Source organism: Pseudoflavitalea rhizosphaerae, from assembly GCF_003991355.1.
Classification (GTDB): Bacteria; Bacteroidota; Bacteroidia; order Chitinophagales; family Chitinophagaceae; genus Pseudobacter; species Pseudobacter rhizosphaerae.
Map to the genome: position 1 here is coordinate 108,167 of NZ_RCSU01000003.1, position 13,882 is coordinate 122,048.

7 protein-coding genes are annotated in these 13,882 nt (G+C 47.6%); 1 reads left to right on the forward strand and 6 read right to left on the reverse strand.

Annotated features, from left to right (window positions below):
* The first annotated feature begins 135 nt into the window (after positions 1-135).
* A complete protein-coding gene (locus tag D9Y29_RS06285) occupies positions 136-699 on the forward strand; it encodes a hypothetical protein (RefSeq protein ID WP_127126148.1) in 564 nt (187 codons plus the stop codon).
* A 51-nt stretch (positions 700-750) separates the two neighbouring features.
* Here the strand turns inward: D9Y29_RS06285 and D9Y29_RS06290 are convergent, their stop codons facing one another.
* The 6 genes from D9Y29_RS06290 to D9Y29_RS06315 form a co-directional block, all read right to left on the reverse strand.
* Positions 751-2,472 carry a hypothetical protein gene (locus tag D9Y29_RS06290; protein ID WP_127126150.1) on the reverse strand — a complete coding sequence of 574 codons (1,722 nt, stop codon included), beginning with the start codon at positions 2,470-2,472 and terminating at the stop codon, positions 751-753.
* Between the two features lie 27 nt (positions 2,473-2,499).
* Positions 2,500-3,789 carry an MFS transporter gene (locus D9Y29_RS06295; protein ID WP_127126152.1) on the reverse strand — a complete coding sequence of 430 codons (1,290 nt, stop codon included), beginning with the start codon at positions 3,787-3,789 and terminating at the stop codon, positions 2,500-2,502.
* Positions 3,790-3,793: 4 nt separating this feature from the next.
* A complete protein-coding gene (locus D9Y29_RS06300; protein WP_127126154.1) occupies positions 3,794-4,843 on the reverse strand; it encodes a glycoside hydrolase family 130 protein in 1,050 nt (349 codons plus the stop codon).
* A gap of 145 nt (positions 4,844-4,988) precedes the next feature.
* The gene (locus D9Y29_RS06305; RefSeq protein WP_127126156.1) at positions 4,989-6,473 is read right to left on the reverse strand and encodes a RagB/SusD family nutrient uptake outer membrane protein; all 1,485 of its coding nucleotides are present in this window, start codon (positions 6,471-6,473) and stop codon (positions 4,989-4,991) included.
* 22 nt (positions 6,474-6,495) lie between these two features.
* Positions 6,496-9,501, reverse strand: a complete 3,006-nt coding sequence (locus tag D9Y29_RS06310; protein ID WP_206513728.1) for a SusC/RagA family TonB-linked outer membrane protein — start codon at positions 9,499-9,501, stop codon at positions 6,496-6,498.
* A gap of 256 nt (positions 9,502-9,757) precedes the next feature.
* Complete coding sequence (locus D9Y29_RS06315; protein WP_206513729.1) at positions 9,758-13,831, reverse strand: hybrid sensor histidine kinase/response regulator transcription factor; 4,074 nt, start codon at positions 13,829-13,831, stop codon at positions 9,758-9,760.
* Between the last annotated feature and the right edge of the window lie 51 nt (positions 13,832-13,882).

Below are 13,882 nucleotides of genomic sequence, written 5' to 3' on the forward strand. Positions count from 1 at the left end.
GAAAGGAATGACCCTGAACCCTCTAAAAATGCCTCCGGAGCCTTGAATTGTTATTCGATTGTTACGGGAGCATGCCGCTTTAAACCATTGCACCGGCACCGGTTCAAATATTGGTTAAACAAAAATTATCATGCCATGAAAAAGTTAATCATCCTGTTTGCCGCCTCTGTGGTTACACTGGCCGCCAATGCACAAAACATCGCACAGGATTCAAAAAAAGAAATGAAACATGAGAAACACCTGGAAAAGAAAAGTGAAAGAAAGGAACTAAGAAAGCTGGAAGGCAATGAACCGGCTTTTCAAGCGAAGGAAGCATTCCTGGGAGATTTCTCAAATGCAACGGATGTGAGCTGGAACAGGGATAAGTATTATGATATTGCCAGCTTCAACCTGGATGGCATTCATCAGACAGCCTACTACGATTATAAGTCGGAGCTTGTAGGTACTGTAATTCCAAAAACCTTTAATGATCTTCCGCAATCAGCACAGAAATATATCGATAAGAAATATGCCGGTTATCAGAAAGGAAGGGTAATACTTTATGATGATAATGAATACAACGAAACAGACATGATGCTCTACGGCCTTCAGTTCCAGGATGAAGACAATTACTTCATCGAATTGCAGCGCGGTACAAGCGATATCGTATTACAGGTAACACCGGAAGGAAATGTGTTCTATTTCACTGAAGTGAAATAATAAAACAAAAGCCGCCTCAAATGGGGCGGCTTTTCAATTTGCTTTTCATTGCTATCGCTGGTAATGATAATCCACCACAATACCATCGATGCTTAATTTATTGCCGTCAACCGTTTGCTTCCCTCCCGGAGGAACACAGATGATCACTGCTGATTCTGTTGCAGGAATTTTTATAGTTGCAGAACCCGAAACATTTTTCTGAATAATACTGGCAGTAACTGCATTGTACAGATCGAAAGTCTTCCCTTTTTCCAGATTCATCGTCACCGTTTTACTTTCTACATACGGATTGTAAAAGAGATAAGAAGGGTAAGCATCGGCCCTGAAGAAATCAGTGGCCAGCAAATTCAATTGCAATATCCCATCCACATCGGTCTTGCGGATGATGCTGCCGAAGATCCCCACATGAGCGCTGCCATATACGCTGAACTGCGACACATCGGGATTCTTTCCCGGCACCCAATTGGGGCCGTCTCCCTGCGCCACCGGCGCTTTGATATTTGCATACTGATCAAAAGTGCTGCGCTGCACAATCCCTTCATATCCGATCACACCTTTGGTGATCTCCCTCCTGTTGTATAAGGTCTGATGCTCCGCTGGCATATGATCAGGATAAAAAAGTTTTGCGGCATTGGCGGCATGCAGCATCCATTTGCCGATGGCATTGGCACGACTCTGATCATAACGCACCAGCGGAACCAGAGGCCAGGCCGCATCATATGTATTCATCAGGAAGCCATAACCCCCATGGTCAACCGTACTTCCCATGATACCGGAGATATCCATACCATTCCAGGTACCCACCAGTATGCCCCAGCCCTCACGGCATTTGGGCGTTCCATCGAAACTCCAGCTGATCATTTTTTCAAGATCGAACTGCACTCCCAGCTCGGCATTCAAACGCGCCGCCATTAAGGCGCCGAAAGGCATCAGCACTTCGTAAGTGGGATTGGATGGTTGTGATTGCAACGCCTTGAGTGCACTCCTGGCTGCTTTCAAATATTTCTCCTCCCTGAATTTTTTCCAGGCGGCATACAGAACGTATGCATGACCTGCCGCCGCATCGGGTTGCGGACAGATATGCGATGTAACTGGTTTCAGTTTCGCATAATCGAAAAATGAATAATTGTAATTTCCATTGAGTACGGAATCTGCCTGGTAAAATTTATCGGCAATGCTGCGCGCGAGCGTATCGAATCCCGGAGCATGCGGATATTTATCGTAAATGGCGTAGAACAAAACATTCGGGTATACATCGTACCACCAGTCGCGACCATATCCACCACCGAGCAATGCCACTTCCGGACAGGTATTGTTCATCATGATATTCCAGCCGGTTTCCCGGTTGAAATAATTCCTGAGCATACCCACATAATCCAGGTTGTCCTGGTTGGCTTTGTTGATGCCAACCAAAGTACCGCCCAGCACGCCTCCCATGGTAGCGAGCGCTTCATGGAACATACCCTTGTTATTGTTCCTCCCCTGGCGGGCATCGCCCATAGCCGTATACAATCCCACCACATCCTGTGCAAAATTCTTCCTGCTGCTATCGATCCATACCAATGGCCAGAACTCGCCCTGCGCATTGAAATCATACACGGTGCTGTCGAATTTCAAAGCGAGCTGTTCATAATCGATGATGTTCAGCGGCTGCGGAATGGCGGACATGGAATCCACTCTTGCAATATTTTTCTGTTCCACGGGTTTGCCGCCATTTTCCGAGCAACCGCTTATGTATAAACCTGCCAGTAAAAACCAAAGTGAATGTTTCATACTTACCAGAAATTGTACGGATTAAATTTATAGAGTATGCACCGGATCCAGTACAGGTGCGGTGATTTTATCTTCTTCATGTCCATCGTTCAAAGCTTTGCATTCTTTGATGATCCGTTTGGAAACCCAAATGGAACTCAGTTGCAACACAGCAATAATGATGATAGCATATCGAAGCGCCACTTCCGTTGAATAGCCGTAAGCCAGTAACAGGAATGTGCCTGCTCCCAGGAAGCGGCCAACATACAGTCCTGCTTCATGATTGAGAATATACGCAAACTCGCTTCGCTTCTCGATCTTCGACAATACATCTATCACATTGAACTGGATGGGAAAATAAGCCAGGTCCATCAGCGGCTTGGCCAGCAAGAGGAATAACATGAAGATGATCACACCGGTGGCATTGAAAAGAATGCCATTGGCCAAAGCAGCCAGTGTAAAGAAGATCAAACCTGCTGCAAATATCTTCACGCGATGTTGCGGCCCGGTCATCCTGCCGATCACGTACATCATCACGGCGGCAATTACAGCCCCGATGGATTGTGCAGTGCCCAGTGCGCCTTCCTTGCCCAGCAATCGCATGATCAGCATGGCAGGAGCTGTAACGAGGAAACCCTGCGCCAATCCTTTCAGCAACGCCAAAAAGAGCAGCCTGTACCAGAGTGGATGGAATTTGAAATAGATGAATTTTTTCTGCACGGGATTGGTGAAGTTCCCCCTGAAACAAACGATAGATGCGATCACGGTGATCACAAACACCAGTCCGGTGATGATCAGGTAAGCACGTTGTACTTTTTCCGCAGCACCCTGTGATTCGATGAACCAGCCGATGGCTACGGGAACGATCACGGCAATGATGGTATAGAAAAAAGTCTCTACACCGTAGTAGTAATTCCGGTTACTATCATTAGTGATGGCCAGTGCCAGGTAATCACGGTTCGCCCAGTAGAATCCGAAGCTCATGCCCATAATGATACCCGCCATACCGATACCGGTGAGATCGAGCTCTTTGAGACTCATCATCACCACCATACTCACGGCACTCAGCATCATACCGATGGAATAGAGTTTACGGATATTGAAATATTTGAGCAGGTAGCCGTTGAGTAAGAAAGTGAGCGGAATACCTGTATAGATCGTTAGCTGGTAGATCACCACTTTGGTGGGATCATTGGAATTGCGCATCACATAAGCCGCTACAAAGATATCGATCACCGGCAGCACGATCGCATACACCAGGTTGGTGAGGATCAGGATCCTGAAATTGTGCGGCTGACTGTTGAAATGCGCTATTTCATTTTTCAGTTTATTGAGCATGCACTTACTTTAATAGTGATAGAATCTCATGTATTGAAAAGTCGGCAGCACAAACGAATTCATCTGCTGCGCCGTAGTAGACCGTAATGGTATCGCCATCATCCTTCACCAGATGGCCGTTGGTGAATACAACATGACCGAAGAAGCCACTCAATTCATAGGAAGCAGTGGGGACCATGATGGGTTCTTCCGTTCTTGCTATCACGCGCGTTGGATCTTCAAGATCCAGTAAGAATGCACCCAAACAATACTGGTGCTTTTCATTGGCGCCGTGATAGATCTCCAGCCAGCCTTTTTCTGTTTTGATGGGAGCTGCGCCGGCGCCCACCCTTGCGCTGTCCCACATACCCGGCCTCGTTTTCACGATGCAGCGGTGATCACCCCAGTGGAAGCCATCGGGAGAAGATGCGATCCAGATATAATTGCCGCCAATGTCCACACTGCTTGGCCGATGCAGCATGTAAAACTTACCGTTGATCCGTTCTTCGAAAATGGCAACATCTTTATTATGTGGCGGCAGGACCATGCCATGCGATTTGAAATTTTTCCAATCGGTAGTGGTGCGGAGTCCCACGCCTACACCTTTCTCGCTCACAGCAGTGAAAGTCAGATAGTATCTTCCATCGAGCATGGTTACACGACAATCTTCGATCCCGAACGCCTGAAGGATGCCTTCTCCGATCAGTTTGGGATAATTCTCCGGTTCGTAAAAATTGATGCCATCATCACTGCATACCAGTCTTAGATGACTTAGTGTAGTAAGATAATCGGCGCCTTTGTAATTGATCACACGGGCGTCTGAAGCATCCAGCTCAGGATCGTTCTTGGGAATTTCCATAATGCGGATACCCGTTTCCGCTAGAACAGGAAAAGAGATGATGCCTTCCTGTTGTTGCGGCCTTTCTGCCACACGCACTATCATCCAGGTTTTGTTATTGTATTTGAACACGCCCGGATTCAGCAGGCAGGCCACTTCCAGGCCGGGATGGCTGGGCGGGATATCGCCGGGTACCAGTAATGGATTCTGAGGGAAACGTTTTGCCAGATCTTTCATACACTTTATTTAGTTCGGAGTGTCGGCAGTCGCTCGCCTCTGGCGAGTGACTTTTATTTAGTCGCCTCCGGCGACGCGGTGTTCGCCGGAGGCGAACAATTAGAAGTCACTCGCCAGAGGCGAGCGACTGGCAGCTCACTAAGTATTAATAATCATTCTGCGTGATAGTGCCGCCTGCCCTGTCTATCTCACTCTGCGGAATGGGATACAAATAATGTTTGTCCTGAAAATTCCTTCCCATATCGTTAAGTACTTCTTTGGCAATTTTCCATCTTTTCAGATCATTGAAGCGTTGACTCTCAAACCCAAACTCCACACGCCTTTCATGACGCAGCCAGGTATTGATCTGTGCTTTATCTGTAACAGCTTCGCTACGTGCAGGCAATGTTCCTGCGGGAATAACAGAACCATCGGCGGTAGCTGTGGTTCTTGCGCGTTCGCGAATCCTGTTGATGATCTTGATCGCTTCCAGCGGATTACTGCTCTCGTTATAGGCTTCCGCTTTCCAGAGCAATACATCGGCAAAACGGATATACAGCTTATTATTGGGCGCATCTTCATTGCCCTTATTGGTATTGTCCAGTGTGCCTAATAATTTGTAGGGAGCTTGTTGAGCTACATTCACTGTGTACAATTTCCGGGGATCGTTCGCTTCAAATTCATTCAGGAAATTGGTAGTTGGAGCAATGAATCCCCATCCGATAAGCGCTGTAAAACCATTACCATTCCTGGGCAATTGTCCTGTTTTGTGATCGTAAGCAAAGATCACTTCGTCATCTGCATACTCTTTGGTTTGATCGAAGCTGTCGAAATAATTATCGTTCAGATCGTAGAAACCAAGTGTTTCCAGATCATTGACCAAAGTAATTACATCGCTCCACTTTTGATTGTACAGGGCCACTTTGGCCTGCAGGGCAATCACAGCGCCTTTGGATACGCGCCATTTTTCGTTATTGTCGGAAAATTTGGTTGCCGGAAGGTAGTCCCTAGCTTCAGTAAGGTCTGTACTGATTTGTTTCCAAACTTCTTCTACCGGCGCTCTCTTAGCCAGTTCATATGCCTGTTCAAAATTCTCGAGGGGCCTGGTGAGAAGAGGCACTCCCCCATAATTGTTCACCAGGTCGAAGTAATAGAATGCGCGCAGGAACAGCACTTCGGCCAGCCAGCGTTTGCGTGTAACTTCGTCCAGTCCTACTTTTCCGGGAATCTCGGGATCTTTGAGATAAGCAATGGCTTGATTAACGCGTGCAATTCCTTCATAGTTGTACAACCATTGACCGATAAAGGCCGGTCCTTCCGGAGTGAAACTGAAATTGGCCACTTCATCCATCCAGGCCTGGTCTCCGTCCAGGTTGTATTTCCGCTGCATATCACCGGCAGCGATATCCTGCAATATGAAATCATTCCGCACTACCAGTCCCCGGTTCCATGCCCATTCACCGATCACGTTCAACCGGGTGCTGAGTAACTGGTAACTGAAATTGACAGCAGAACTGAGTGTACCGATCTTAGGATCGAAGTCAACCTGCTCCGGCGTGATCCTTCCAACAGGATCTTTATATAAATATTTCTTACAGCCAATACTACCTGTTAGCAACAGGGATGCAGCGATAATATGAATAGGTTTCATGATGTTCGATTTTTAGCACTGATTAGAAATTGATATTTACACCAAAGAGGATCGCCCTGGAAAGCGGATAGGTTCCCATGTCCACCATATCTGTAGATTCAGGGTCCAGGCCGGTGTAATTGGTGATGGTAAATACATTCTGCGCAGAAACATAAACTCTCAGGTTCTGGATTCCGGGCGCCATCCTTTTCAGTACATTCTTGAATGAATAGCCCAGCTCGATATTCTTCAGGCGCAGATAAGATGCGTCTTCCACGTAGATACTGCTGATCCTGCTGCTGCCATTGTCCTTTGTTGTAACAATGGGAATGGAATTGCTGGTGCCTTCTCCATGCCATGAGCCCAGTGTGCGCGTGCTATGGTTGAATGGACGTGTATCGTAATCAGTGATCTTTTTAAGGTCATTGTATTTATCTACATCCTGTACTCCCTGGAAGAGAACATTCAGATCGAAGCCTTTATAGCTACCGGTAAGGGTCAGGCCATAAGTATATTTTGGATTTGGGTTGCCGATAAAAGTTCGGTCAAGACTATTGATCACACCATCATTGTTCCTGTCTTCGAATTTGATATATCCCGGAAGTGGTTTGCTGTTAGTGGCTGTATTGGGAAGATGTTTATCAATTTCCGCCTGGTTCTGATAGATACCGATCATATTGTATCCGTAGAAAGATCCAAGAGGCTGTCCGGCAACAGTCCGGTAAACATCGCCCTGGATAACCGGCAGGTTGGGATGCAGGTGGTCTACTTTGTTTGTAATGGCGGCAAAATTTGCATTGATCGCATATTTGAATTCGCCTGAATTGTTTCTGTAGCCGAGCGCCAGTTCGATACCCTTATTGCTCACATCCCCTGCATTCACACTGGTAGCCTGAAGGTCTCCATAGATCTCAGGCAGGGAAAGCGGTAGCAGGATATCGGAAGTTTTCTTTACGAAATAATCTACGCTCAGTGTCAGCTTGTTTCTCAGGAGCGCGATGTCTGCACCAAAATTGGTTTGCGTGGTGGTTTCCCATTTGAGATCGGGGTTACCAATCCTGATAAGTCTGTATCGTCCTTCCTGTAATGTAAACAGGGTCTTATATACATAGTAAGGCAGTTCCTGGTTGCCCAATGAGCCAACGCTGGCGCGTAAGCGAAGATCATCCAGCCAGTTGATGTCCTGCATAAAGTTTTCTTCGCTGATACGCCAACCAACAGACATGGAAGGGAAATAGCCCCATCTTTTATTTTCACCAAAATTAGAAGAGGCATCAGCCCTGAAATTGGCTGTGAACATATACTTCGAATCATATGTGTAGGTGGCCGTTCCGAAGAGAGAAAAGAGCCCCAGATCACTTCCGGAACCACCGTTCCAAACGTCAGTTTGTGCATTTCCATAATCCAGGTACTGGAAATTGGGCGTTTCATAATCGAACCTGTTCCTGGAACCACCGGTATTGGACGTTTTCCATGTGATGAATTCAGTTCCCGCCAGCGCACTGACCTGGTGTTTATTGAATCGTTTTGAATAATTGAGGGTATTGGTCCAGGTGAAATTCATTTCCTCACCCCTGTCGTCTGTCAATGCATTGGGACGGTTCTTCCTGCCCATGCCCGGGAAGTTCACGTTGTTCTCATCATCTCCGAAATTCGGATAGAAGGCTTTGTTATGGGTATAGTTGATATCAACGCCGAGATTGGTGCGGAACTTCAATTCTTTTTCTTGAAGGAAAGCGTATTCTCCATAAATATTACCGAAGGTCTTGAACCGGGTCCTTACATCATTGGTAAAATAAGCGAGGGCAACAGGGTTGCTGGTCCACTCATATTTATTCGCCTGAAAATCCGTTGGGCTTTTGTAGAATGGAAGATCGGTGAATGGATCTTCCTTAGACCAGGTTGGATCGGAAGGATCTTTGTACACCGGGATCACCGGCGGACGCAGCATCGCATGACGGATAATGCCGGGAGCATCTCCTTTTGAGGAGAGCTTATCCTGGGTGGAATGCATCAGTTGCAGATTGGTACCTACCGCCAGCCTGTCTGTAACATTGATATTGAGATTGGAGCGGACACTGATCCTTTTATACTGATCACGATCGTATACCACAATGCCGTCCTGCTTGTAATAGGCGCCACTGAGAAGATATTGCACTTTATCTGTGCCACCACTCAATGTCATTTGCAGGTTCTGTGATTTGCCGGTTTCAAATGTTTCTTTGAGCCAATCAGTATTAGCAAGGTCCGTCCTGTTCTTATCAGCGGTATAGGGGTTGTTTCCTCCCGCGTTATCAGGATTATTATTCCATGTTTCTTCCAGCTTATCCATGTATTGCTGTGTATTCAGCATTTTAGGAAGATTGGTTGCCTGCTGTATGCCGGTGAAATAATTTACATCTATCACTGTTTTACCTTTTCTTCCGCTTTTGGTGGTGATGAGCACCACGCCTGCAGATCCACGCGAACCATACATGGCCGCAGCAGACGCATCTTTTAGAACGGTCATACTCTGAATATCGGCCGGATTGAGGAAAGTGATATCCCTGGAAGGAACGCCATCCACCACAAAAAGCGGATTGTTGTTACCGATAGTACCCTCACCGCGGATGCGGATACTGATCTCATCGCCGGGAGCACCCGTGCTTTGGGTAACCTGCACACCAGCTACCTGTCCCTGCAGCACCTGCGCCACATCGGGTACACGCCTGGCTTCTGCATCGGCCATATTTACAGTGGCCACAGCACCCGTTACTGTTTTCCTCCGCTGGGTATTATAACCCACCACAATCACTTCGTCCATTCCTTCAGCGCCTGTTTCCATGGAAATGAGCAATACGGTTTGCCCGTTAATGGCCACTTCCTGTTTCTTGTACCCAACATAAGTGATCTCCAATGTTCCATTGGAAGGAGCAGTAATGGAAAAACTGCCAAGGGAATCTGTGCTGGTGGAAGCCGTTCCACCTTTTACACTCACTGTGGCGCCACCCAGGGGAAGGCCGGCGGAGGATTGCACTTTTCCGGAAATTCTTGCAGGAGTCTGAGACATGCCTGTAAATACACAGGCCATGATAAATAAAAATAGAAGAAGCGATTTCATTCCATTATTAATAAGGTGAAACCGGGAACTGCCTGTTCGCATTAGATTTTTTTTCATATAGCAGTGGGTTACTGTTTGCAAAAACAAATCGTTAGCATTTGTGGTGCTAAAAGTAGTTCAGCCATCCCGCAAACCTGTGTACTATAGTCTCAAATCCCTGTACTATAGTAACAATTTTCAGGCTATAATGCAGTACCGGCCTGCATTATGGTTGTGCAGACTGCTGAAGCCTGTATTCATTGGGCGCACATTGGTAGCGCTTCCTGAATTCCCTGTAGAAATAGGATTGATTGTTGAATCCGGTCCGGTAAAAGATCTCGGACACGGTAAGTTGGGTGGAAACCAGCATATGGGCAGCATGTTTCAGCCGGATATGTTTGATGAACTCGGCCGGCGTCATATTGGTCATGGTCTTCAATTTCCGGTAAAGCTGCATCTTACTCATGGAAAGTTCTTTTTCCAGCGTGGAGGCGTTGAGCTCCACATCGTCCAGGTGGTTCTCGATGATGCCCACCAGTGAACTGATGAATTCCTTGTCGGTATCCGGCAGATCGGATTTACTGAGATCGATCTGGCTGTTGCTGTTGAAAATCTCATTGAGCTTCTCCCGGTACTCCAGCAGTTTCCGGATGCGCACCTGTAAATATTTTACATGAAAAGGTTTTGCAATATATTCATCAGCCCCGGATTCATACCCTTCGATACTATGATCGATGCTGCCGCGGGCAGATAACATCACGAAAGGTATCTGGCAGGTGGCGGGCGCATTCTTTACCCGGTTGCAGAGCTCCAGGCCGTCCATATCAGGCATCATCACATCACTGATGATACAATCCGGGGTCACCTGCTGCATCAGGTCCAGCGCTTCACGGCCATTGCCGGCTTCATAGATCACATACTGATCTTTCAAAATATCATTCAATAGATAGCGGATGCCGGGCTCGTCCTCCACTATTAATATGGAGTATCGTTTTTCATCTTTGATCTCTTCGATGATGGCGCGCTTGTTGATCTCTTCGGTATTCACCTGGCTGATATCTTCATTCCATTTCGTAACCGAACGATAGAGGTAAGATGGTTTTTCGGAAGTGCTGCGCTCCTGGTCGCCGGCAGGTTCCGTCATCAGCAATGGCAGTTGCACATGGAAAATGATACGGTCGCCATCCAGGCGGGCATCGATCCTGCCATTTACCATGTTTACCAGTTGCCTGGTGAAAGCCAGCCCGATGCCGGTACCGAATTTCTCCACCCGCGGTGTGCCGGGCGCTACGTAGAACTGGTTGAAGAGCTTATCGAGCTGACCGGCTTCGATCACACAACCGGTATTGGACACTTCAATATTCAGCAGGTCCGTATTCGGTTCGCGTGATGTACGTACCAGGATGGTGGTGCCGCGGGTTGAATGTTTGAAAGCATTGGAAAGAAGATTGAAGATGATCTTTTCAAGTTTGTCCTTATCTACCCATGCAGTGATCCCATCTTCTATTTCGCGCACAAATTGTTTGCCTTCCTGTTCGCTGAGTGGCAGGAAAGGATCTGTAAGATACATGAGCAGTTCCCGGAGGTCCAGGAAACTGAACTGGTTATTGCTGAAACCGGCTTCCGCCTTGCGGAAATCCAGCAACTGTTGCACGAGGTAGGTGAGCCGCGAAGCCTGCTGGTGGATCAGCGGTGTATAATGCGAATTATTTTCATGTTGTATCCTTTCTGCCGATCCCATGATCAGCGTGAGCGGTGTCTGCAGTTCATGGGCAATATTGGTGAAAAAGCCGAGCTGCTGCTGGTGCAGTTCTTCTTCTTTTACACGCATCAGGTGCTCCACTGCCAGCTGGTTGCGGATCTCCTGCCGGTTCCTGCGATAGCGGTAGATCATGTATCCGATGAACGAAAGCAAGATGGCGTAAGCCAGTAAGGCAGGCCATCGCAGCCAGAAATATTGCTGCACCGTGAGTTGGAACAACAGCGTTTCTGTAGTCCAGGCGCCTTCTCCGTTCGACCATTTTATTTTCAATGTATAATCGCCGGGCAGGATATTGCTGTACACGATCTTACCGTTGGTGCCGGAAGTATGCCAGGCTTTATCATATCCTTCCAGGAACCAGGCGTATTCGCATTTTTCGGCATTGAGGAAACTCAGCGCTTTCACATTGAGTTCGAAGAACCCATCCTTCCTTTCCAGCGTATAGGCTGTTGGGTTAGACTCGCCGGGTTTAAGCACGTGAAAAGCGCCTGATGCATAATTATCACCGCCCATGATCCTGCCGGAAAGCAGCAGTTCCGGTAACCAATCTGTATTGCGGATGCGGGAAGGCAAAAAATAATTGAATCCATAAATGCCGCCCATGAAAATATATCCGGCGGGATCTTTCCAGATAGCGCCATCACTGAATTCATTGCTCTGCAATCCATCCATTTGCTGATAATAGGAAACCGAGTATGAACCTGCATCCACCCGCGCAAGCCCCTTGTTAGTGCTCACCCAGATCTGTCCGCCTGCATCTTCGCCGATGGCATGGATGGTATTGTTGGGCAATCCGTTCGCAGTGGTGAATTTATGGAAAACAGGATTCTCGTTTTTCACATCTGCAGCATTCATCCAGTTGAGACCATAACTGGTGCCCACCCAGATGCGGTTCTTGCTATCGTGATACACGGCAATCACATCGTTATTGGATAAACTGCCATCATACGTAAAGGCCTTGAAGGTTTTGAATTTACCGGAATGTTTATCCAATACGCTCAGGCCGCCATAGCGACAGGCGATCCAGATATACCGGTCATCCCCAGTCGCTAACGAATAGATGATATCGTTGGCCGGGCCCGCATTACTGTTGGTGAAAATGAATTTCTCCAGGAAACTCAATCGCAGCCTGCCTTCGGCATTTCGCTGAATTTTACAATGAACGATACCATAACTGCTGGTGCCCAGCCAGAGCGAGCTGTCTTTATCAGGCAGGATCGCATACACCGATCCAAATTCAGGATAACGGTCGTGCCCTTCGATCTCCTGCCAGTGATGGAACTTTTTCCTGGCCGGATCATACACGCCGATCCCTTTGCCATCTGTTCCGATATACACCAGTTGATCAGAGCCGCGCCTGATCGCAAATACAGCATTGTTATCGAGCTGTCCGGGAGCGATGAAATTAGTCCGCTGTTCCTTCGTTCCGGATAACCAGAAATTATCGAAGGAGATGATACCACTGCCTTTCGTGCCCACCCAGAGATCGCCATTCACTTCGCAAAAAGCGCGCACGGGCCTGTTGCTGGCCATACGTTCATTGGAAGTGGCAATATTGCCGAAAGGTTTTGTTTGCGGAAAGATCTTCATGATACCATTGCCATCGGTGCCTGCCCATAGGATCTCTTCTGTGCCGGGCTTCCAGGCTGTTACACGCGATTGCTGTAAGCGGCTGACCTGGTCCGTTAGGAAATCAGATGGGCGAAATGCTTCATCATATACACTCACGCCCCTGGAGATCCAGGCAATAAGATAATGTTGCCGGTAAAAAGTGATGGCTGCGATGCCTGCCGGCAGATCGGCAACCGGGCTGGCTTTGCCGCTTTCTATATCCAACTCACGCAGCAGGTTCAGCGTATTGGTGAAAAAGAAACGTTCCCCGCTGATGAAAAAATTATTGATGGCCGCAATGTCCTGGATCGTTTGTTGATGCACGAAAGCCCCATTCTTTTTTATATACACTTCCAGCAATCCTGTATTGTTGAGGATACAAAGACGGTTATGAGGATCGAAAGCGATCTTCTGCACACGGGATGGGTGGCGGGGAACAGGGCAAACAAGAAAACTGTCCGCCGCCGCATCGTAACGCGTCAGTCCTGATTTCTGGGTTAGACAATACACCTGCCCTGCCGTATCCACGGCCAGTTCAAATTCCTGTTCACTGATCCGGCTGCGGTGGTTCTGCCCATAAAAATAATTGGTGAACCTGCCGGAACTTTTGTCGTACCGCGATACGCCTTCGATGGTGCTGATCCAGATATTCTTCTCTTTGTCTTCCGCAATATGTTTGATCACATTGTTGCCGATACTGCGGGGATCATTCTCCTTACTGTAATTGAACACATGGAAAGCACTGCCATCGTACATGTTCAAACCATCCCAGGTGGCAATCCAGAGCAGGTTGTCGCTGTCTTTGAACACATCATTGATGGCGCTGTTGGAGAGACCGCTGCGGTTGTCGAGATATTGCAGGAAAAATTGTCCGTGCGTCTGCGCTGAAATGGTTTGCACGAAACATAGCAATCCTGTCAAGAACAATGCCTGAGTTTTGAATGATGATGTTATGGCGTGCAATACATTCAGCATAGC